Below are 22,330 nucleotides of genomic sequence, written 5' to 3'. Positions count from 1 at the left end.
GCTTCATAGTCAGAAAAGAACAGCGAAAAGCTCATTTTCTAACTTCTAGCTAAAATCAGCCCCCAGCTAGCGAATTGGGCTTTTTTTTGGTATAATGAATCTTATGGAAATTGAAAAAACCAATCGAATGAATGCTCTGTTTGAATTTTATGCAGCCCTTTTGACCGATAAGCAGATGAACTATATCGAACTCTACTATGCAGACGACTATAGTTTGGCTGAAATTGCTGAAGAATTCGGTGTCAGTCGCCAGGCCGTTTATGATAATATCAAACGAACTGAAAAGATTCTGGAAGACTATGAGATGAAGCTCCATATGTACTCTGACTACATTGTCCGCAGTCAGATTTTTGATCAGATCTTAGAGCGTTATCCAGAGGATGCTTTTCTACAAGAGCAAATTGAGATTTTGACCAGTATTGATAATAGGGAGTAATCATGGAAAATCTTGTTGTCTATAAAGGAATACCTTGCAAACTATTAGCTGCAGAGGAACCGTTTCCTACAAGACTACAAATTCTCTCACCTGATTCTATTCCTCAAGCCCTTAAAGAAGGATTTAGCTGTTGGGGATATCCAAATGAAATCATGAAAGAAGTCACAACCGAAGAACTAGAGAGTTTGCAACATTTCGGACGATTTCCACTGAATTGAAAAAATAGGAGAAAATAATGGCATTTGAAAATTTAACAGAACGTTTGCAGAACGTCTTTAAAAACCTACGTAAAAAAGGAAAAATCACAGAGAGTGATATCCAAGAAGCAACCAAAGAAATTCGTCTGGCTCTTTTAGAAGCCGACGTTGCTTTACCTGTTGTCAAAGACTTTATTAAGAAGGTTCGTGAACGTGCCATTGGGCATGAAGTGATTGATACCCTCAATCCAGCTCAACAAATCATCAAGATTGTTAATGAAGAATTGACGGAAGTTCTTGGTTCAGACACAGCTGAGATTATCAAGTCTCCAAAAATCCCAACTATTATCATGATGGTAGGTTTGCAAGGGGCTGGTAAAACAACCTTCGCTGGAAAACTTGCTAACAAACTTAAAAAGGAAGAGGATGCTCGTCCTATGATGATTGCGGCCGATATCTATCGTCCTGCTGCTATCGACCAGCTCAAAACACTGGGACAACAGATTGATGTTCCGGTATTTGCTCTTGGTACTGATGTTCCTGCAGTTGAGATTGTTCGCCAAGGTTTGGAGCAAGCTAAAGCCAACCATAACGACTATGTCTTGATTGATACAGCCGGTCGTTTACAAATCGACGAACTTCTCATGAATGAGCTCCGTGATGTCAAAGCTCTAGCTCAACCAAATGAAATCCTTCTCGTCATCGATGCCATGATTGGTCAAGAAGCTGCTAACGTTGCGCGAGAATTTAACGCTCAATTAGAAGTTACCGGTGTCATCCTTACCAAGATTGACGGGGACACTCGTGGTGGTGCTGCCCTCTCTGTTCGTCACATCACAGGAAAACCAATCAAGTTCACTGGTACTGGTGAAAAGATTACCGACATTGAAACCTTCCACCCAGACCGTATGGCTAGCCGTATTCTCGGTATGGGGGATATGCTGACTCTGATTGAGAAAGCTTCCCAAGAATACGATGAGCAAAAAGCCATTGAAATGGCTGAAAAGATGCGAGAAAATACCTTTGATTTCAACGATTTCATCGATCAATTGGATCAGGTGCAAAATATGGGGCCAATGGAAGATTTGCTCAAGATGATTCCAGGAATGGCCAACAATCCTGCCCTTCAAAATATGAAGGTGGATGAAAAACAAATTGCTCGCAAACGTGCCATCGTATCTTCTATGACTCCAGAAGAACGTGAAAACCCAGACTTGCTTACTCCAAGTCGCCGTCGTCGTATCGCTGCCGGTTCTGGTAATACCTTTATCGAAGTCAACAAGTTTATCAAGGACTTCAACCAAGCTAAACAACTCATGCAAGGTGTCATGTCTGGTGACATGAACAAGATGATGAAACAGATGGGTATCAACCCTAACAACCTTCCTAAAAATATGCCTGGAGGTATGGATATGTCAGCCCTTGAAGGTATGATGGGACAAGGTGGTATGCCTGACTTGTCAGCTCTTGGAGGAGCAGGAATGCCAGATATGAGCCAAATGTTTGGTGGAGGTCTCAAGGGCAAAATCGGGGAATTTGCTATGAAACAATCCATGAAACGCATGGCTAATAAAATGAAAAAAGCTAAGAAAAAACGTAAATAAAAAGGACTCGCTTGAGTCCTTTTTTAGTTATTTCGAAGTTTCTCTAAAGTCTCTTTAAAGATAGCGGGGATATCGGAAGTAAATTCCATATTTTCACCAGTTCTTGGATGGGTAAATCCAAGTGTCTTGGCATGGAGAAATTGCCCATGTCCTTTCAAGGTTTTACGAGGGCCGTAAACCTCATCACCAGCGACTGGATGACCGATGTAAGCCATGTGTACACGGATTTGGTGAGTTCTTCCAGTTTCCAGTTGCAATTCCAGCAAGGTATAATCACCAAAGCGCTCCAAGACTTGGAAACGTGTCACTGCTGGTTTACCTTTGGCAGTCACAGCTTGTTTCTTGCGGTCTTTTTCACTACGTCCGATCGGCGCATCAATGACGCCACGGTCATTTGGAAGATTGCCATGAACGATGGCCCAATACTTCCGAAGAGATTTCTTGTCCTTCAATTCTTGAGCAAGTGCGATGTGCGCTTCATCGTTTTTAGCAATCATCAAGAGACCTGAAGTATCCTTATCAATACGATGGACAATCCCTGGACGCAAGACACCATTGATGCCTGATAGGTCCTTGATGTGGTACATAAGGGCGTTAACCAAGGTACCACTCGTATGTCCAGCACTTGGATGAACAACCATGCCTTGAGGTTTATTGACTACTGCTACATCCTCATCTTGATAAATGATTTCTAGAGGAATATCTTCAGCTACATACTCCAAAACCTCTGGTTCTGGCACCTGATAAGTAACGACATCGCCCTCTTGGACCGTATACTTGGCTTTTTTGACCTGACCATTGACCAAAACTTGACCTGATTTGATTTGTTCATTGGCGAGACTTCGCGACAGTTCTGTTAAATCTGACAAAGCCTTATCTAAGCGTAGTCCACCTGTTTCAATTTTAATTTCCATTCATTTCCTCTTTTAGCATTGCAAGCAATAATACAATCACTCCGACCGTCAGATAGCTATCAGCCACATTGAATATGGCAAAATTAACAAAATCTAAGTGAAACATATCCACGACAAATCCTTGGCTAATGCGATCAATGAAGTTTCCCAGACCACCTGCAATAATCAGAACCAATCCAAAGACTGTCCAGAGGGAATCTTCTATATGCTTGTGCAAATACCAGATAGCCCCTGCCATAACTACTAGAGTAATCACCGCAAAAAACCACTGTTGATCTTGAAGCATAGAAAAAGCTGCTCCCCTATTTTGCAGATAGGTTAAACTAACTAGATTTGGAATCCATGATTTGATTTCATCAAGAGCAATATTATGAACGACATAAGCCTTTACCAATTGATCTAATACAATCAAGGCAGCTATAATTCCTGCTACTATTCCTCTTTTTTTCATGCTTTCCTCTTCTGATCAAAATACTCTTGCATGACCTCTACAAATAAAGTCCCTGCTTGACTCAAGTCTACTTCCTCACGTTTCACATAAACCATGCGATTATTGAGATTATCATTTAGCGGAATAACGGTGATTCCGTTCACACTATCGCTATCTAAGAATCCAGAACCAGTCGCATAAGCATTTGTTCTTTCAAGAATTCCATTTAAAGTAGCACGGTCAGTTACATTAAACATTTGAGAGCTAGCACTTGTATCCACAAAGTTCTCTGAGTAATAGAGATATTCATCCTTTTCTTGTGTGAATCGAACTGTTGGCAAATCAACTAAATCCTCCATAACCAACTCTTTTTTCTTGGCTAAAGGATGTCCTTCACGAAGATAGATATGCGTCTGGAAAGGAATCAACTCAATCACTTCAAGGCCTAACTTTTCAACCCGTTGCATGATACCCTTTTGGTTTTGATTGTTGAGGTAAATAATCCCAATCTCACTATGACCTTGGGCTACTTCATCCAAAATCTGAACAGTTGTAGATTCAAAAATACGGAAATTTTTATATTCAGGATATTGTTGTGAAAATGCTGTAATGGTTGGTGGCAAGAAATCATAGTGCTGGCTGGCTATTGAAAACTCATCCTTCTCCTCTTCAGGATTAGCATACTGATTTTGAAATACATCAAACCCTTTTACTAACTCTTGGGCCTTTTCATAAAATTCCATTCCACGGCGAGTAAGAAAGGTACCCGAACTAGTTCTGCGGAAAATCTTGAATCCTAGCTCTTTCTCCAGATCTCTTACAGAAATAGATAGACTGGGTTGGCTAACGTACATTTTCTCAGCAGCTTCACGAAAAGTACCACTATTTGCAATAGCAACAACGTAGCGTAATTGTTGAATATTCATGATTTCTCCTTCGTTTTCTATCTTATCATTATACCATAAATAAAGCCTATCCAACAAAGGAAAATCATGAGACAGTTACTTCTAAAAAAGGAAACAAAAAAACACCTTTAAAGCTAGACCCAAAATCCAACTAAAAAGGAGTGTTAACAAATGCGATTATTTAGCTGCTGCGTAAAGCTCGTCTACTTTGTTCCAGTTGATAACTGAGAAGAAAGCTTTGATGTAGTCAGGACGAACGTTGCGGTATTTCACGTAGTAGGCATGTTCCCAAACGTCCAAGCCCAAGATTGGTTTTTTACCTTCTGAGATTGGTGTATCTTGGTTTGCTGTTGAAGTCACTTCAAGTTTACCTTCTTTGTTAACAACCAACCATGCCCATCCAGAACCGAAACGAGTAGTTGCTGCTACAGTAAATGCTGCTTGGAATTCTTCGAATGAACCAAATGTTGCATCAATTGCTGCTGCAAGTTCTGCTGAAGGAGCTGTCTTTTCAGGAGTCATCAATTCCCAGAAAAGAGCATGGTTCAAGTGGCCACCACCATTATTGATAAGAGCTTGACGAATATCTGCAGGGATAGATTCAACATCTGCAAGCAAAGCTTCAAGATCTTCACCGATTTCAGGGTGTTTTTCAAGAGCTGCATTTGCGTTATTTACATATGCTTGGTGATGTTTGTCATGGTGTAAATGCATTGTTTCAGCGTCAATATATGGTTCCAAGGCGTCGTAAGCGTATGGAAGATCTGGTAAGATAATAGCCATCTGTAATACCTCTTTTTCTTTCTATATAAAGATGATAACGCAATCATCCTATTTTTTCAAGTTATTTGCTCAATTTTACTGGCTGGCAATCTGCAACAAAGCCTTCTCAAACAGGTAGCCTTTCTCATAAACTCCTGTCTTAATTTGATAATCAGCTTGGATGAGATAACGAATAGAATTCTGGAGAAAATCAAGGGATAGTCTTCGAGTATCTCGAAGGGCAAACTTGATTTGATAGGGATTCGGATTGCGACCAAGATAGTGACCCAAACTGCTGACCATCTGAGACTCTGTCTGACAAGATTCTTGCAAAATTTTCACTTGGGTATAGAGTCTGAACTGCCCCAACATAATGGCAATCAGTTTAATCTCATCTTCTCCCTGCAAAGTCAAATCTTTTACTAAATCACGTGCCTGATCAATCTTCTTAGTCAATATTAACTGAGTTAAATCAAAGATATTATCCTGCAAAGTCTTTGGTATGGCCTCAACAATGTCTTCTTCGGTAATCCGGTCATCATCCTTATAAGACTGTAAGAAGAGTAGATTTTTCTGAATTTCACTGAATTGAAAACTAGATTTGATAAGTAACTGTTCAAAGGATTTCCCGTCAAAGGTCAGTCCTTGTTCTTGAGACCACTTTTGAAAATAGGAGCGCATCTCTTGTTCTTTTGGCTCGATGGCTTCAAAAATCTTGGCATCCCTCTTTAGAATTTTAACTAGACGTCGCTTGCTGTCTAGTTTACCTTCAGCAAAAATAACTAATCTACTCGTCGGAGATGGGTTTTCCAAATATTCTTCAAAATCCTTAAGCTCGTCATCAGATAGATAGCGTTTTTTAGCAGTTGTAATATCCACAAAGTGATCTAGGATTACAATTTTTTCATCCGCAAAGAAAGGAAGACTGACCAGCTCTAGTTCCAAGCTTTTGTAGTCTACTTCTTTCATATCAAAATAAGCAAAGTTCAAATCAGCAGAATCGTAGCCGATTTGCTTTAGCACCTGAGTTTTCATGACTTCATACTGTCCTTGATCAGCGCCTGTAAACAAGGTCAAACTAGGTAAGTTTGATAAAGATAGCTTTTGGCTTTCTTCTATTGCTAGCATCATTTCTCCTTTCTTTTTAGTTTCGCTTTTATTTAATCAATATAATTCAATTTACCACGGAAATCTTCAAGGCTTTCATAACCTTTTTCCGTCATAATTTCTTTGAGTTCGTTTGTAATGCGATCAAAAGCACCTACACCTTCTTTGTGCAGGGTAGTTCCTACCTGCACCATGCTGGCACCACATAGGATATGTTCAAAGGCATCACGTCCTGTTAATACTCCACCAGTTCCGATGATCTGAATTTCTGGATTCAGGCGTTGATAAAAAGCATGGACATTAGCAAGAGCTGTTGGTTTGATGTATTCTCCACCGATTCCACCAAAGCCATTCTTAGGACGAATCACGACTGACTCATCTTCTATATATAGACCATTTCCAATAGAGTTGACACAATTGACAAACTTGAGCGGATATTTGTTAAAGATCGCTGCAGCCTGGTCAAAATGAACAATATCAAAATAAGGTGGAAGCTTAATTCCTAATGGTTTTGTAAAATACTCAAAGACTTCTGACAAAATACGATCTGTAGTTTCAAAGTCATAGGCAATCTGAGGTTTACCTGGAACATTTGGGCATGAAAGATTAAGCTCAGTCAGACCACGGAAATCACTTTCTTGAACTTTTTTCAAGATGGTATGAGTTTCCTCTGGAGACATTCCCACTAAAGAGAGAAAGAAAGTACGGTTAGGTTCTTTTTCCTGTAATTCTAGAAGATAATCAAGGTAATAATCTAAACCATTATTTGGGAGCCCCATTGAGTTTATAGAACCAAGTGGAACATCTTGATAGCGTGGTTCAGGATTCCCCTGACGAAACTCCAAGGTTGCTGTCTTGGTGACAAAGGTTCCTGCTGCTGAGTTTTTAACTCCTTCCAACTCCTCTATGGTCATGCAAGCTACACCGGCCGCATTCATCAAGCAATTGTCAAACTCAAAACCAGCAATCTGCGTTTTAGTTGATACCATGATTCTGATCCTCCAGATTCCTTTTTATGTCTATTATTATACCATACTTTGACTTTTGCTTTTCAATAAAACCATTTCCATAGAAAAGGTTCGTTTTTTAGCATGTTTTGAATCAGTCATTTTAAATTGAACGAATTTTTAGAAAATTTATGTTTTTTTCTTTACACTGAAAAATTTTTCTGCTATAATGTCTCATGTAATAAAATATGACAACAAAAAGGAGAACGATATGACATCTGCTAAAGAATATATCCAAAGCGTGTTTGAAACTGTAAAAGCTCGTAACGGGCATGAGGCTGAATTTCTCCAGGCGGTTGAAGAATTCTTCAGCACTTTGGAGCCTGTCTTTGAAAAACACCCTGAGTATATTGAAGAAAATATCTTGGCACGTATCACAGAACCTGAGCGCGTGATTTCTTTCCGTGTTCCTTGGGTTGACCGTGATGGAAAAGTTCAAGTTAACCGTGGTTACCGTGTTCAATTCAACTCAGCTGTTGGACCATATAAAGGCGGACTTCGTTTCCACCCAACTGTAAACCAAGGGATCTTGAAATTCCTCGGATTCGAACAAATCTTTAAAAACGTTTTGACTGGACTTCCAATCGGTGGTGGTAAAGGTGGATCAGACTTCGATCCTAAAGGCAAAACTGATGCTGAAGTGATGCGCTTCTGCCAAAGCTTCATGACTGAATTGCAAAAATACATCGGACCATCTCTTGACGTACCTGCTGGTGATATCGGTGTTGGTGGACGTGAGATTGGTTACCTTTACGGACAATACAAACGCCTCAACCAATTTGATGCTGGTGTCTTGACTGGTAAACCTCTTGGTTTTGGTGGTAGCTTGATCCGTCCAGAAGCAACTGGTTACGGTTTGGTTTACTACACTGAAGAAATGCTTAAAGCTAACGACAACAGCTTTGCTGGTAAGAAAGTTGTGATTTCAGGTTCTGGTAACGTAGCTCAATACGCTCTTCAAAAAGCAACTGAACTTGGTGCAACTGTTATCTCTGTATCTGACTCAAATGGTTATGTCATTGATGAAAATGGTATCGACTTTGACCTTCTTACAGATGTTAAGGAAAAACGTCGTGCTCGTTTGACTGAGTACGCTGCAGAAAAACCAACTGCTACTTACTACGAAGGTTCTGTATGGACTTACACTGGAAACTACGATATCGCTCTTCCATGTGCGACTCAAAACGAGATCAACGGTGAAGCTGCGAAACGCTTGGTTGCTCAAGGAGTTATCTGTGTATCTGAAGGTGCTAACATGCCTAGCGACCTTAAAGCTATCAAAGTCTACAAGGAAAATGGAATCCTTTATGGACCTGCCAAAGCTGCCAATGCTGGTGGGGTAGCTGTATCAGCTCTTGAAATGAGCCAAAACAGCCTTCGCCTTTCATGGACACGTGAAGAAGTTGACGGTCGCTTGAAAGACATCATGACTAACATCTTTAACACAGCTAAAACAACTGCAGAAACTTACGGTCTTGGTACTGACTACCTTGCAGGTGCAAACATTGCAGCCTTTGAAAACGTAGCAAACGCTATGATTGCCCAAGGTATTGTTTAATTCCTAGTAACTATATAACTCCTCACATCTCCTGTGAGGAGTTTTTTCTTATATATTAAAAAAGACCTATCCGAGTGGATAGATCTTTATTTTCTTACAATTTACCTGCTACTGCATCCAACAAGTCTTGGATCTTGGCTTGGTTGCTTCCTCCTGCCATGGCCATGTCTGGTTTACCACCACCACGTCCATCAACGATTGGAGCTAATTCTTTGATCACATTACCTGCATGTACCTCTTTTGTCTTGCTGGCTACAAGGACATTCACCTTGTCACCGATTGCTGCGACAAGAACAAGCACATCAGAGTAATCTTTTTGTTTCCAGTTATCCGCAAAGGTACGAAGGGCACCTGCATCTGATACAGAAACTTGACTCGCAATGTAACGGTGCCCGTTTGCTTCTTGAACATTCTTGAAGACATCGCCAGCTGCCGCTGCTGCCGCTTTTTCCTTCAATTCTGCATTTTCTTTTTGTAATTGACGGAGTTGTTCTTGAAGTCCTTCAACTTTATGAGGTACTTCTTTGAGTTGAGGAGCTTTCAAGGTTGCTGCGACTGCTTTCAGTGCATCTTCTTGGTCACGATAAGCTTCAAAGGCTTCCTTACCAGTCACTGCCAAAATACGACGAGTTCCTGATCCAATTCCTTCTTCTTTGACAATCTTGAAGAGACCGATTTCAGAAGTATTGCCAACGTGGGTACCACCACACAGTTCCACTGAGTAGTCTCCAATAGTGACAACACGGACTTCCTTACCATATTTCTCACCAAAGAGGGCCATAGCTCCCATTTCTTTGGCTGTATCAATATCAGTCTCAACAGTTTTTACTGCGATAGCTTCCCAGATTTTTTCATTGACTTGTTGCTCAATAGCACGCAATTCTTCTGGAGTCACGGCTTGGAAGTGAGTGAAGTCAAAGCGAAGGAATTCGACTTCATTAAGTGAACCTGCTTGAGTAGCATGGTGGCCAAGGATATTGTGAAGGGCCGCATGGAGCAAGTGAGTTGCTGTGTGGTTCTTCATGACACGGTGACGACGATTGCTATCGATGGCCAAAGTGTATTCTTGGTTCAAAGCAAGAGGAGCAAGAACTTCAACGGTGTGCAATGCTTGTCCATTTGGTGCTTTTTGAACGTCTGTCACAGTCGCTACTACGTTTCCTTGAGCATCCAAGATTTGACCGTGGTCCGCAACTTGTCCACCCATTTCAGCGTAGAATGGAGTTTCTGCAAAGATAAGTGAAGCAGTTCCTTCTGATACAGCTTCTACTTCAGCATTGTCAGCTACGATAGCCACCAACTTAGAAGACAATTGGCTAGCATTGTAGTTGAAGACACTTTCTACAGTGATGTTTTGAAGGGTTTCGTTTTGCATGCCCATAGATCCGCCTTTGACAGCAGACGCACGCGCACGTTCTTGTTGTTCCTTCATGGCTGCTTCGAATCCTTCACGGTCTACAGTCATTCCTGCTTCTTCTGCGATTTCTTCTGTCAATTCCACTGGGAATCCGTATGTATCATAGAGTTTAAAGACATCTTGACCAGCAATGACAGATTGTCCTTTTTCTTTCAAGTCTGCTACGATGCCTTGGGCAAAGTGTTGACCTGAGTGAAGAGTACGAGCAAATGACTCTTCTTCACTCTTAACGATTTTCTCAATAAAGTCACGTTTTTCAAGAACTTCTGGGTAGTAGCTTTCCATGATTTTTCCAACAGTTGGAACGAGTTTGTAAAGGAAAGGCTCATTGATACCCAATTTTTGACCATGCATAGAGGCACGACGAAGAAGACGACGGAGGACATAACCACGACCTTCATTTCCAGGAAGGGCACCATCCCCAATCGCGAATGAAAGAGAACGGATGTGGTCGGCAATAACCTTGAAGCTCATGTTGTCCCCATCTTGGTCATAAACCTTACCAGATAATTTCTCAACTTCACGAATGATCGGCATGAAGAGGTCTGTTTCAAAGTTTGTCTTGGCCCCTTGGATCACCGCCACCAAACGCTCCAAACCAGCGCCCGTATCAATGTTCTTGTGTGGCAATTCCTTGTACTCGCTACGAGGAACAGCTGGGTCTGCGTTAAATTGTGACAAAACGATGTTCCAGATTTCGATATAACGGTCGTTTTCGATATCTTCTGCAAGCAAGCGAAGACCGATGTTTTCTGGGTCAAAGGTTTCTCCACGGTCGAAGAAGATTTCTGTATCAGGTCCAGAAGGTCCCGCACCGATTTCCCAGAAGTTGTCTTCAATTGGGATCAAATGACTTGGATCTACTCCCACTTCGATCCAGCGGTTGTATGAATCCTTGTCATCTGGATAATAAGTCATGTAAAGTTTGTCTTTAGGGAAGTCAAACCATTCAGGACTTGTCAAAAGTTCGTAAGCCCAAGTGATGGCTTCATCACGGAAGTAATCCCCAATAGAGAAGTTCCCCAACATTTCAAACATGGTATGGTGACGCGCAGTCTTCCCTACGTTTTCGATATCGTTGGTACGGATAGCCTTTTGCGCATTGGTAATCCGTGGGTTTTCAGGGATGATAGTCCCGTCAAAGTATTTTTTAAGAGTAGCAACCCCTGAGTTGATCCACAAAAGTGTTGGATCATTTACAGGAACCAAACTTACTGATGGTTCTACTGAATGACCTTTAGTCGCCCAGAAATCAAGCCACATTTGGCGGACTTGTGCACTAGATAATTGTTTCATTTGTATCTCCTTTTTACTAATTTGATTGGCTTTCTAGCATTTCTACATAGTCAATAGCGACACAGAGGGAAATGACTAGGTCTGCATAAGAGTCTTCATAGACAGTTACGGTATAAGTTGAGGTTAAATGGAAAAGTTCCTTGGTAATCTCAGCAATCACTTGGTCACGTTCGTCCAACAATTTAAAATTCAAATCCCAGATATTGCCTTCGATACGAAGACCGAGATTGTCAAACTCATACTTATCCTTCCAGAAAGTCAACTTCTTCCGAATATAAAAATGATCGCCGTTACTCAGTTGAATCTCAAAACGAGGTAGGAAAGTTAAGACTTCCTTACTAATCTCACTGACCTGTTCACCAGCAACATCATAGATGGTAAAGGTTTTAGGAATCTTAAAAAATGAACCTTCAACCTGATAGGCGACATTGCCCAACTCATCCTTGATATCAAAGCGTTCACCACCTAGGCGAAATTTTTGTTTGACAAGAAATCTTCTCATATGCACCTCCAAAAATAAAAGACAAATCCATATCACGAAGGGCGAAAAACCGCGGTACCACCTTCATTCAATGAACTTGTCATTCTTGATTCTTATGCAATTGTTACAATCGAGTAGCATGATTTTCTATCTTAGATGGCTCGCAGCACCGCCAATTCTCTGAACTAAGATGGAGAGAAAATCAATTCTCAACTTTCTTATTATATCGTTTTTTTGAGTTTGAGTCAACTGGAAATAATCCTCATTTAAATAACCAACTCCCTATATCCCTGATTACTTTTTCAGGATATATTTTTTCTTACTGCCATTTTTCTTTTTATCCCAACTTTTATTCCAAGTTTTCGAATTGCTATACATAAATACGAAAATATTTGCAAATATAAAGTAACCTATCAACAAATGTATGGAATCAGTTGTTAGGTATTGTCGATCCAAGCCATCCTTTAAATGGAATAGTATAATTGTTTGGTTAACAATCAAAAAGGTTGGCCAATAACTTTTTTTGAAAAAAGTAGACATTTTCATGATTTGTTACCGCTTTCTATTATTATAAACTTAGTATACTACTAGGCTATAAAATAAGCAAATAGGATAGTAAAAATAAACAGCTATACAACCATTCAAAAAACGAACCAGCTTGACTGATTCGTTTTTTATTTTATTTACTCCTACTTCCGATACATCTTAAATTGTAGGAAGAGATCGCTGTAGATACCTGTCCATTTATGGTCAAATTTCTCATAGACCTCTAGGTGTTTCATAGTGTCTGCATCTGGATAGAAGGACTTGTCTTCTTTTGTCTCCTCTGGAAGCATTTCCTTAGCAGCATTGTTTGGTGTTGAATAACCGACATACTCTGCATTTTTTAGAGCATTGTCAGGTTTTAACATAAAATTGATGAAGGCATAGGCTGCATCCTGGTTCTTGACAGTCTTAGGAATGACCATATTGTCAAACCAGAGATTACTTGCCTCTGTCGGTACGACATAGCGGAGATTTTCATTTTTCTCTAGCATCTGACTAGCTTCACCTGAGAAGGTCACACCGATGGCAGCATTATTCTGAATCATGTATCCCTTCATCTCATCGGCAACGATGGCCTTGATGTTAGGCGTTAGCTTGTAGAGTTTATCTACTGTCTCCTCCAACTGCTGTGGATCTTTAGAGTTGAGGCTATAGCCTAGTGAGTTAAGACCTAAACCAAGTACTTCACGCGCCCCATCAAAGAGCATGATGGAGTTCTTATACTCTGGCTTCCAGAGGTCATCCCAATGTTCAGGTGCTTCTTCCACCATGGTTTCATTGTAGACAATTCCCAAAGTTCCCCAGAAGTATGGGATAGAATATTCATTGTTTGGGTCAAAGGACTGGTTGAGAAACTCAGAACCGATATTTTCAATTCCCTCAATTTTACTATAATCTAGCGGAACCAAGAGGTCTTCGTCCTTCATCTTGTTAATCATGTACTCACTTGGGATGGCAATATCATAGGTTGTCCCACCCTGCTTGATTTTCGTGTACATGGCTTCGTTAGAGTCAAAGGTTTCGTACTGGACTTGGATTCCTGTTTCTTCCGTAAATTTCTCCAGAAGTTCAGGAGCGATATAGTCTCCCCAGTTATAGATGACCAATTTTTGGTTATCACGGCTATTGATTTTACTGTCAATATGGTAGGAAATTCCCCACAAGACTAGGATAATCGCTAAAATTCCTGCTAAAAATGAATAGAGTCGTTTCATGCCTGCTCCTCCTTATCACGTGAAATGAAGTAATACCCTACAACCAGGATAATACTAAAGAGAAAGACCAAGGCTGAAAGAGCATTGATTTCAAGCGAAATTCCTTTACGAGCTCGAGAGTAGATCTCAACTGAGAGAGTTGAGAATCCGTTTCCCGTTACAAAGAAGGTCACGGCAAAGTCATCTAGCGAATAAGTGAAAGCCATAAAGTAGCCTGCAATGATAGACGGCGTTAAGTAAGGAAGCATAATCTCCTTGAACATTTGGAACTGACTGGCACCTAGGTCATAGGCTGCATGGATCATATCCCCATTCATCTCTTTCAATCGGGGCAAAACCATAAGCACTACGATTGGAATTGAGAAGGCCACATGACTGGACAAAACGGTCAGAAAACCAAGTGAAAACTTGAGCTGTGTAAAGAGAATCAAGAAACTGGCACCAATCATAACATCTGGCGCAACCATCAAAATGTTATTAAGAGATAGGAAGGCTTCTTGGTATTTTTTGCGAGATTGGTAAATGTAGATGGCACCGAAAGTCCCAATAACAGTCGCTATCAAGGCTGATAGAAAGGCTAGTAAAAAGGTTTGAACCAAGATCAGCATGAGTCTTCCGTCACCAAACATGGTTTCAAAGTGAGTCCAGCTAAAGCCTGTAAAGCTATTCATATCATCCCCTGCATTAAAGGCATAGCCGATCAAGTAAAAGATTGGCAAATAAAGGACGATAAAGACAAAGGCTAGGTAGAGATTGGCAATTTTTTTCATCGTTCTCTCCTTTCCTTAGTCACCCACATAGTGATAAACATGGTCAGGATAAGAACAACACCGATTGTTGAACCCATACCATAGTTGTCATTGGTCAGGAAATTCTGCTCAATAGCAGTCCCCAAAGTAATCACTCGGTTCCCACCAATCAAACGAGTCAACATGAAGAGACTCAAACTTGGGATAAAGACAGATTGAACCCCACTTCTTACCCCATTCATAGATAATGGAAAGATGACATGACGGAAGGTTTCCCACTTGGTTGCACCAAGGTCATAGCTGGCATTGATGAGATTATTATCCATATCGTCCAAAACGTTAAAGATAGGCAAAATCATAAATGGAAGCTCAATGTAGCTTGCAACAAAGATAAATGAGAAATCTGTAAATAGCAACTGCTGAGAACCAATTCCGATAAATTCTAGGAATTGGTTAATAGAGCCATTTTGACCAAAAATTCCTATAAAGGCATAAGCCTTAAGGAGAAGATTGATCCAGGTTGGCAAGATAATCAGCATGAGCCAGAGTTGACGGTGTTTGAGACGAGTCAAAAAGAGGGCTGTTGGATAACTGATAAGAAGCGTCACTAAAGTCACAATCCCTGCATAGAGAACAGAGTTGAAGCTCATTTTGAGGTAGGTCAAGTTTTGAGACGCAAAATAGGATTTATAGTTTTCTAAACTGAACTGACCTTCGATGTTGAAAAATGATTGTCCAAAAATCAAGACCAGGGGTGCCAATACAAAGAGGGCAATCCAAAGCATGTAGGGCACTACAAAGAGTTTAGAGGTTGTTTTCTTCATCTCTTTCCTCCTCAATAGCGTTAATCAAACCTGCTTCTTGCTCTTCGATTTCCACGTACTCTTCGATACGAGCATCGAACTCTTCTTCTGTTTCATTGAGACGCATGATATGGATATCTTCTGGCTCAAAGTCCAGACCGATTTCCTCACCCACGATGGCCTTACGAGTCGAGTGGATCATCCATTCATTTCCAAGTTCGTCATAGGCGATAATTTCATAGTGAACCCCACGGAAGAGCTGGGTATCGACCTTAACTTGGAGCTTGCCTTCTTCAGGAAGGGTAATCCGCAAGTCCTCTGGACGAATAACAACCTCAACAGGTTCATTTGGCTTCATCCCTCCATCGACCGCTTCAAATCGTTTGCCATTAAACTCAACCAAATAGTCCTCAATCATGGTTCCTGGCAGGATATTTGACTCCCCGATAAAGGTTGCAACAAAGTGGTTAATGGGCTCATCGTAGATATCAACTGGTGTTCCAGACTGAACAATCTCACCGTCATTCATGACAAAAATCCAGTCACTCATGGCCAAGGCTTCTTCCTGATCATGGGTAACAAAGACAAAGGTGATGCCCAAGCGTTGTTGCAGTTCACGTAGTTCGTACTGCATGTCTGTCCGCAACTTCAAGTCAAGTGCTGACAAAGGCTCATCCAAGAGCACCACACGAGGCTGGTTAATGATCGCACGCGCGATGGCCACACGCTGACGTTGTCCTCCAGATAGCTTACGGATTGAACGTTTTTCAAATCCTTCTAGCTGAACCATCTTGAGAACTTCTAATACACGTTTTTCGATTTCTTTTTTATCGACCTTACGCAATCGCAATGGAAAAGCAACATTTTCAAACACATTCATATGTGGGAACAAGGCATAAGACTGGAAGACCGTATGAACATCACGTTTATTGGTCGGGATGTCATTGATACGGACACCGTCTAGCATGATATCACCAGTTGTTGCATCCAGCAAACCTGCAATGATATTGAGGATGGTTGATTTACCAGATCCTGAGGCACCGAGAAGTGTATAGAACTTCCCTTCTTCCAACTCAAAGTTAATATCCTTGAGAACCTTAGTGTTGCTATCTTCAAAAACTTTAGAAACGTTTCTGAATTCGATAATTGGTTTTTTCAATTGGCATAAATTCCTTCTTTTTCATAGATTAACAGATCAGGGCTCTGTCAGGCCGCTACTACCTCTTGCAGGGAGTTAGACCACCTGCATATATCTTCGCTACCGATAGGCTTTCACCCCCTTTACATTTCTAGTTAGTAGCAACTAGGCTATTTTTATTTTATTCGTGCTCTCCTAGGATTCGAACTTCTCTCTCGAGGGTAACACCCGAGTGCTCTTTAACTTTCTCAATAACAGACTCGATCAATTCCTCATATTCCTTAGCAGTTCCATCAGCAATATTGACCATAAAGCCTGCATGCTTTTCAGAAACTTCAACCCCACCGATACGATAACCTTTCAAGCCTGCTTCTGCAATCAATTGCCCTGCAAAATGATCCACTGGACGTTTAAAAACTGATCCACATGAAGGATACTCTAAAGGTTGCTTGAGTTCACGAAGATGAGTCAAGCGGTCCATCTCCTGTTTGATGACTTGGTGATTACCTGGAGCTAGGGCGAACTTAGCAGAAAGGACTACTGCCCCTGATGCTTGAATAGCTGAATGACGGTAACCAAAGTTCAAGTCTTTAGCAGACAAGGTTTCGATTTCACCCTCCTTAGTCAAGATTTGACAAGACTGGAGAACATGAGCAATCTCACCACCATAAGCGCCAGCATTCATAAAGACAGCACCACCGACGCTTCCTGGAATACCACAAGCAAACTCAAAGCCAGTCAAACTATGACGTAGGGCAATACGAGTAGTCTCAATCAAGTTAGCTCCAGCTTCTGCCTCAATGGTATAGCCATCAACCGAAACATTATTGAGCTTGTCACACATGATTACAAAACCACGGACTCCACCTTCACGGACGATAATGTTACTTGCATTTCCAAGAACCATCCAAGGAATGTTTTCCTGATTGGCAAACTTGACTACACGAGCCATCTCATAGCGATTGCGTGGAAAAACTAAATAATCTGCCTTTCCTCCAACCTTTGTATAAGTATAGGATTTCAATGGTTCGTCGAATCGAATATCGATTCCTTCTAAGGTTTCTTTTAATTTATCTGATACAGTCATTTTTCTAATCCTTTTATGAAATTCATTCCATTATACCATTTTTAGCCATTTTTTTCGATGATTATGTCACCTTTTACCAGAGGCAATATAAAAAAGAGGCTAGGCCTCCTTGATATTACTGCTTCTTGTAAAAGATTGATTTTGTTAGGAAAACGAAAGCCAAAACTTCTACTGCTAAGATTCCCTCTACCACCAGAGGATTTGAATTCCAGCCAACTTGAGAAAGGCTCGGTGCCAGATCAAATAAAGCATGCAGACCGTAAGCTACTACTAGATAAATCCATTTTTTTTGGCGAACAGCTTGGAAAACCCAGAAGGTCAATCCAACTTGAAGCATCAAGGCAAGAATTCTTTCGACTCCCAAAAGATAAATCTGCCAAGCTGCTAGATTATGAATGGTTGCAAGTGTACTCTCAGGTAAGAGTTGCATGATAGCTGGATTTTGCGATTCAACTGCTGAAAATAGGATAAAGAGATTGAGTAAACCAGCAATTCCGATATAAATCATTTCTAGCCCACCATGACCAAGACCATAAGCGAGGGCATCTGAATCTTCCATCTCTCTTTTTTTGTTCAACCATTTAAAAAAGATAAGTCGAGCTGTTTCTTCAAACAAAGCAGCCATACAAATCCCATAAATCACATAGAGAAGGGGATTTTCCGTCATGAGTGGAACTGTCCCATCCTTTTGTGGATGAAGAACCAAGAGATGAACGATTTTCTCTAAGACCTGAGATGAAGCAAAAAATGCAACTGCCCCAAGTCCCAAAACTGCAAAATTAATCTTGTATTTCTTTCTTGCGTACCAAACTGCTGCAATGAGGACGGCAAACAAGGCCACCATCGTTATTATTACATGAATTTTCATATTTGACTCCTTTTATTCTGACTTATCGATATCTTTTTTCATCTCGTCAACATTAAACTTAGCAAATAGATATTGACGATCCTGAACAGGAAAACGTTGATCCAACTGGTCAACTGCACCCACTTCTACAATACCTTCCTTGATGACAAAGTCCATAACGTGACCACCAAATGTTAGATCATCTGAGATAAAGTGTAGATGGTAACCAGCAACACTAACTCCATGGAAAATTTCAGGTGTCCAAAAACCAACGATAGTTCCTGAGACATTGTCGCAGCTATATTCAGGCTGATGCGTCGCAACCTCAGCAAACTTCGTTTCAGTTGTTGATTTTGGAATCATACGAACATGCATGTGTTTAAAATCACCATGAATCTTGATGGAACGGAAAAGATTCTCTCCATCATAGTAAGACTCAATTCTCTTTTCTAACTCCTGATCGGTCATTTCAAAACGCTGACGGAATATAACTTCTGCCTGGTGGGGTACAACTGCTGCATAGGGAATCAAAGCATCTGGTGAAACTTCCACAATTTCAGGTTTCTCACCTGATCCCTTGGCTTGATAAGCTTTCCCATCTAAGACAATAAGCTCGCCATCGATAGAGTCCAGCGTCCCTAAACCTAAATCACCATGTTCAAGCAATTCACCAACGGTCATGGTTCCACCGTAAAGGCCCGCCATCAAGGCTCCCAAAGTATTGTATTGGAATAATTTAACTGGTTCTTGCACCTTCATCATCTCACTCTTCTTTGAAAATTTTACTTACTAAGTATATCACATTTCTGATTAGAATTGAATGCTAGACTGCCTTTTAATATTCAATGAAAATCAAAGAGCAAACTAGGAAACTAGCCGCAGGTTGCTCAAAACACTGTTTTGAGGTTGTGGATAGAACTGACGGAGTCAGTAACATATATACGGCAAGGCGACGTTGACGCGGTTTGAAGAGATTTTCGAAGAGTATAACATTGCCAAACTTCTAAAAAAAAGGTACAATGTAACAAAATCATGAGAGGTCTGGGATGAAGCAAGAAAGCAAGTATGAACAAGTCGTTCACTATCTAAAAAATGAGATAGAATCGGGTAGATATCCAACTGGAAGTCGCCTACCATCTATCCGAAAACTCAGTCAAGATTTTCACTGTAGCAAAGACACCATACAGCGCGCACTCTTAGAACTTCGATACGAGAAATATATTTACTCCAAACCTCAAAGTGGTTATTATGTATTGGAGCAACAAACCAGTCATGAAGACTTAATTATCTCAGTTAACGATGAACACGCAGCCGCCTATGATGATTTTCGTCTGTGCGTCAATGAGAGCTTGATTGGGCGAGAAAATTATCTCTACAACTACTATGAACACCAAGAGGGTTTAGAAGAATTACGAAAGTCCGTTCAGAAACTACTGTTTGATCAAGCGATTTATAGTAAGGCAGACCAATTAGTCATGACATCTGGAACCCAACAAGCACTCTTTATTCTCTCTCAGATTGATTTTCCAGGTCAAGCTCAGGAAATACTGGTCGAACAACCGACCTATCATCGGATGAATCAGCTGCTACTGGCTCAAAATCTTCCCTATCAAACCATTGACCGTCGAGTAGACGGCATTGACCTAAACGAACTTGAGGAACACTTTAAAAGCGGAAAGATTAAGTTTTTCTATACTATTCCCCGTTTCCACTATCCTCTGGGGCATTCCTATTCTGAAGAGGAAAAACTTGCCATACTTGACTTGGCTGCAAAATATCAGATTTATATCGTTGAGGATGACTATCTGGGGGACTTGGATCCTAAAATGGGACAAACCTTTCATTATTTAGACCAACATGATTTGGTCATCTATATCAAGTCCTTTTCTACCAGTCTTTTTCCTGCCCTTCGAATCACTGCCCTTCTTCTTCCAAACGCTATCAAGGAAGCTTTTGTCACCTATAAAAACATCCTCGACTACGATAACAACCTCATTATGCAAAAGGCCTTATCACTCTACATCGATAGTCAACTCTTTGAGAAAAACAGACTAGCACGACTGGCACTGCAAGAAAAAAGTCAGGAGCACATCCAACAGCTCTTACAAAGGTATCCCATTTCCCTACCGAACTATCCACTTCATGATGGGCTTTTGCTTGATCTCAGGAACTATCCTAGCATCGCTAGTCTTAAACACAGTCCTCTAGAACTCGACTTCTTCGAATCTTCCTATCTAGCGAACTGCCCTTATCACTTTGCAAAAATTTCCTTAGAAAATATTGAAGAAACATTAAGCTATTTAAAAACAGAGCTGGACTGAAATCCAACTCTGTTATTTTTTATTGTTCTACTTCTGTTAGCTTAGCAGCTTTTTCAAGATAAGTTTTGTAAGTTCCGTCATCTTTCAGTTTTTGGATGACCTTATCAACTACTTCCTTCAAATCTGAGTTACCTTTTTTGATAGCTACAGCATTTGCTTCTCCTTCTTTCATAGTCAAGCTTACTGTAGCAACTGCCAAATCTGAGTTCTTAGCAGCATAGCTTAGAGCAACTGGTTCATCCATATGAACAGCATCAACCTTACCTGATTGAAGCTCATTGACTGCTTCGCCCATGTTTGTCAAAGAAGTCAACTGTGCCTTTGGAAGTTGCTCTTTAACCATAGATTCAGGAACAGTTCCTTTCTGAGCTGCAATATTAGCACTTGCAAGAGAGTCCAAATCCTTGTATTTTTCAAGATCTGACTTTCTGATAAGGAAGCTAATTTTATTTTCATAGTAAGGAATTGAGAAATCAAAGACTTCTTGTCTTTCTTCAGTTGCACTGATTCCCGCAATGGCCAAATCAGCCTTACCTGTCTGAAGACTAGTCAAGACATTATCAAAACTCATGCTTGAAACTTCCAATTTCACTCCAAGTTCATCAGCGATTGCTTGCGCCATGTCAATATCAGCACCTACGACTTGGTTCTTACCATCTACAAGGGATTGAAACTCAAAGGGAGCATAGTCTGGACTAGTTGCGACCACCAATTTCCCTTTTTGCTTGATGGCCTCCACTGCAGATTGTGAGCTTGAGCTAGACGATTGGCAAGCTACTAAAAAGAAGCTTGCAAGAAAACTACATAAGACAAATATCCATTTTTTAAAATTCATAAATAAACAACCTCTCTGTTAATTTTGTATAATTATAACTTATTCAGAAATGCTTGTCAAGTTTTTCTTGCATTTTCATAAAATATAATTAAAAAATATAGAAATTCAGTGGTTAGTTTATCTATCTATTGGGAACTTATTTTCAAAAAAATCATTTATCATATCTCGATGTTGCTGGTTTACAATTGTGATATTTTGTATGTCCCTATGTTCAAAAAATCCTAATTCTAAAGTTTCGTCACTCGTAAAAACATTTGTAGAGATAGATGTTTCAGATGCAACTAAATACAAAATTGTAAGAACTTGAGCCTCATCACCATTTGGATAACTATCTGAATATTTTGTATAAACATTTAAAAGTTTTTTCACTGTCACTTTCAGTCCAGTTTCTTCGTAAAACTCTCGAACTAACGCTTCTACAGCCGATTCGCCTAATTCAATAGCTCCGCCTGGTAATCCCCAAGTTCCTTTATCTGCTCGTTTTTGTAATAATATTTTTCCTGATTGACTTAATATTCCACATGTGAAATTTAAAATAATTTTATCTTTTCCAACTTTTTTTCTTATATTCTGTATGTAGTTCATTATTCACCTCTGACAAAGTAAATTATCTATACAATGAAAGCTTACTCTAGTAAAAAGTGGCTCTATAATTTCTGTAGTGGGTAAATCCCCT

The 22,330-nt window shown here is 40.3% G+C and carries 23 protein-coding genes; 5 read left to right on the top strand and 18 right to left on the bottom strand.

The genetic code is table 11. The features are described 5' to 3' along the window. Positions 1-103: 103 nt before the first annotated feature. Genes HMPREF2837_RS04720 through ffh form a run of 3 tightly spaced genes read left to right on the top strand, consistent with a single transcriptional unit; the run spans position 104 to position 2,237 of the window. Positions 104-436: a putative DNA-binding protein gene (locus HMPREF2837_RS04720; RefSeq protein WP_000402062.1), complete on the top strand. Its 333-nt coding sequence runs from the start codon at positions 104-106 to the stop codon at positions 434-436. Positions 437-438: 2 nt separating this feature from the next. Next, positions 439-654 carry a hypothetical protein gene (locus HMPREF2837_RS04715; RefSeq protein WP_049508835.1) on the top strand — a complete coding sequence of 72 codons (216 nt, stop codon included), beginning with the start codon at positions 439-441 and terminating at the stop codon, positions 652-654. A gap of 17 nt (positions 655-671) precedes the next feature. Further along, positions 672-2,237 carry a signal recognition particle protein gene (gene ffh / locus HMPREF2837_RS04710; RefSeq protein ID WP_049548294.1) on the top strand — a complete coding sequence of 522 codons (1,566 nt, stop codon included), beginning with the start codon at positions 672-674 and terminating at the stop codon, positions 2,235-2,237. Between the two features lie 23 nt (positions 2,238-2,260). Here the strand turns inward: ffh and HMPREF2837_RS04705 are convergent, their stop codons facing one another. From HMPREF2837_RS04705 to HMPREF2837_RS04680, 6 genes are all read right to left on the bottom strand, one after another. Continuing rightward, positions 2,261-3,151: an RluA family pseudouridine synthase gene (locus HMPREF2837_RS04705; RefSeq protein WP_075230695.1), complete on the bottom strand. Its 891-nt coding sequence runs from the start codon at positions 3,149-3,151 to the stop codon at positions 2,261-2,263. Beyond that, entirely contained in the window at positions 3,141-3,602 is a 462-nt protein-coding gene (gene lspA / locus HMPREF2837_RS04700; protein WP_075230694.1) for a signal peptidase II, read from the bottom strand. The genes HMPREF2837_RS04705 and lspA overlap by 11 nt, the downstream gene beginning before the upstream one ends. Then, a complete protein-coding gene (locus tag HMPREF2837_RS04695) occupies positions 3,599-4,507 on the bottom strand; it encodes a LysR family transcriptional regulator (RefSeq protein WP_006150820.1) in 909 nt (302 codons plus the stop codon). Before HMPREF2837_RS04695 ends, lspA begins: the two co-directional genes overlap by 4 nt. Before the next feature lie 156 nt (positions 4,508-4,663). Continuing rightward, the gene (gene sodA / locus HMPREF2837_RS04690) at positions 4,664-5,269 is read right to left on the bottom strand and encodes a superoxide dismutase SodA (RefSeq protein ID WP_075230693.1); all 606 of its coding nucleotides are present in this window, start codon (positions 5,267-5,269) and stop codon (positions 4,664-4,666) included. A 75-nt stretch (positions 5,270-5,344) separates the two neighbouring features. Next, positions 5,345-6,376 carry a DNA polymerase III subunit delta gene (gene holA / locus HMPREF2837_RS04685; protein ID WP_075230692.1) on the bottom strand — a complete coding sequence of 344 codons (1,032 nt, stop codon included), beginning with the start codon at positions 6,374-6,376 and terminating at the stop codon, positions 5,345-5,347. A gap of 32 nt (positions 6,377-6,408) precedes the next feature. Continuing rightward, positions 6,409-7,344, bottom strand: a complete 936-nt coding sequence (locus tag HMPREF2837_RS04680; RefSeq protein ID WP_075230691.1) for a dihydroorotate oxidase — start codon at positions 7,342-7,344, stop codon at positions 6,409-6,411. 229 nt (positions 7,345-7,573) lie between these two features. Between HMPREF2837_RS04680 and gdhA the strand changes: the two genes are divergently transcribed. Then, positions 7,574-8,920 (top strand): NADP-specific glutamate dehydrogenase, encoded by a 1,347-nt coding sequence (gene gdhA / locus HMPREF2837_RS04675; protein WP_075230690.1) that lies wholly within the window; start codon positions 7,574-7,576, stop codon positions 8,918-8,920. A gap of 94 nt (positions 8,921-9,014) precedes the next feature. On the opposite strand, the gene alaS is transcribed toward gdhA, so the two are convergent. From alaS to budA, 10 genes are all read right to left on the bottom strand, one after another. Beyond that, positions 9,015-11,633: an alanine--tRNA ligase gene (gene alaS / locus HMPREF2837_RS04670; protein WP_075230689.1), complete on the bottom strand. Its 2,619-nt coding sequence runs from the start codon at positions 11,631-11,633 to the stop codon at positions 9,015-9,017. A 16-nt stretch (positions 11,634-11,649) separates the two neighbouring features. Further along, complete coding sequence (locus HMPREF2837_RS04665; RefSeq protein ID WP_075230688.1) at positions 11,650-12,135, bottom strand: LURP-one-related/scramblase family protein; 486 nt, start codon at positions 12,133-12,135, stop codon at positions 11,650-11,652. Between the two features lie 273 nt (positions 12,136-12,408). Continuing rightward, positions 12,409-12,660 carry a hypothetical protein gene (locus tag HMPREF2837_RS04660; protein ID WP_075230687.1) on the bottom strand — a complete coding sequence of 84 codons (252 nt, stop codon included), beginning with the start codon at positions 12,658-12,660 and terminating at the stop codon, positions 12,409-12,411. Positions 12,661-12,803: 143 nt separating this feature from the next. Next, positions 12,804-13,874 carry an ABC transporter substrate-binding protein gene (locus HMPREF2837_RS04655; RefSeq protein WP_075230686.1) on the bottom strand — a complete coding sequence of 357 codons (1,071 nt, stop codon included), beginning with the start codon at positions 13,872-13,874 and terminating at the stop codon, positions 12,804-12,806. Then, the gene (locus HMPREF2837_RS04650) at positions 13,871-14,644 is read right to left on the bottom strand and encodes an ABC transporter permease (protein ID WP_075230685.1); all 774 of its coding nucleotides are present in this window, start codon (positions 14,642-14,644) and stop codon (positions 13,871-13,873) included. The genes HMPREF2837_RS04655 and HMPREF2837_RS04650 overlap by 4 nt, the downstream gene beginning before the upstream one ends. Beyond that, positions 14,641-15,447: an ABC transporter permease gene (locus HMPREF2837_RS04645; protein WP_000754116.1), complete on the bottom strand. Its 807-nt coding sequence runs from the start codon at positions 15,445-15,447 to the stop codon at positions 14,641-14,643. Before HMPREF2837_RS04645 ends, HMPREF2837_RS04650 begins: the two co-directional genes overlap by 4 nt. Further along, positions 15,428-16,585: an ABC transporter ATP-binding protein gene (locus HMPREF2837_RS04640; protein ID WP_075230684.1), complete on the bottom strand. Its 1,158-nt coding sequence runs from the start codon at positions 16,583-16,585 to the stop codon at positions 15,428-15,430. Before HMPREF2837_RS04640 ends, HMPREF2837_RS04645 begins: the two co-directional genes overlap by 20 nt. 160 nt (positions 16,586-16,745) lie before the next feature. After that, complete coding sequence (gene murB, locus HMPREF2837_RS04635) at positions 16,746-17,651, bottom strand: UDP-N-acetylmuramate dehydrogenase (RefSeq protein WP_075230683.1); 906 nt, start codon at positions 17,649-17,651, stop codon at positions 16,746-16,748. A 115-nt stretch (positions 17,652-17,766) separates the two neighbouring features. After that, positions 17,767-18,519, bottom strand: coding sequence for a YhfC family intramembrane metalloprotease (locus HMPREF2837_RS04630; RefSeq protein WP_075230682.1), 753 nt, complete (start codon positions 18,517-18,519; stop codon positions 17,767-17,769). A gap of 12 nt (positions 18,520-18,531) precedes the next feature. Continuing rightward, positions 18,532-19,260, bottom strand: coding sequence for an acetolactate decarboxylase (gene budA / locus HMPREF2837_RS04625; protein ID WP_075230681.1), 729 nt, complete (start codon positions 19,258-19,260; stop codon positions 18,532-18,534). Positions 19,261-19,544: 284 nt separating this feature from the next. On the opposite strand from budA, the gene HMPREF2837_RS04620 reads away from it, so the two are divergent. Then, entirely contained in the window at positions 19,545-20,819 is a 1,275-nt protein-coding gene (locus HMPREF2837_RS04620) for an aminotransferase-like domain-containing protein (RefSeq protein ID WP_049548246.1), read from the top strand. Between the two features lie 19 nt (positions 20,820-20,838). Here HMPREF2837_RS04620 and HMPREF2837_RS04615 read toward each other — a convergent pair whose 3' ends face one another. Then, positions 20,839-21,654, bottom strand: a complete 816-nt coding sequence (locus HMPREF2837_RS04615) for an ABC transporter substrate-binding protein (protein WP_049548247.1) — start codon at positions 21,652-21,654, stop codon at positions 20,839-20,841. 117 nt (positions 21,655-21,771) lie between these two features. Further along, positions 21,772-22,239: an NUDIX hydrolase gene (locus HMPREF2837_RS04610; protein ID WP_049548248.1), complete on the bottom strand. Its 468-nt coding sequence runs from the start codon at positions 22,237-22,239 to the stop codon at positions 21,772-21,774. Positions 22,240-22,330 lie beyond the last annotated feature (91 nt).

Source organism: Streptococcus sp. HMSC071D03 (assembly GCF_001812125.1).
GTDB lineage: Bacteria > Bacillota > Bacilli > Lactobacillales > Streptococcaceae > Streptococcus > Streptococcus pseudopneumoniae_N.
The sequence above is the reverse complement of the archived record's forward strand: the minus strand, read 5'-3'. Positions and strand labels throughout refer to the sequence as shown.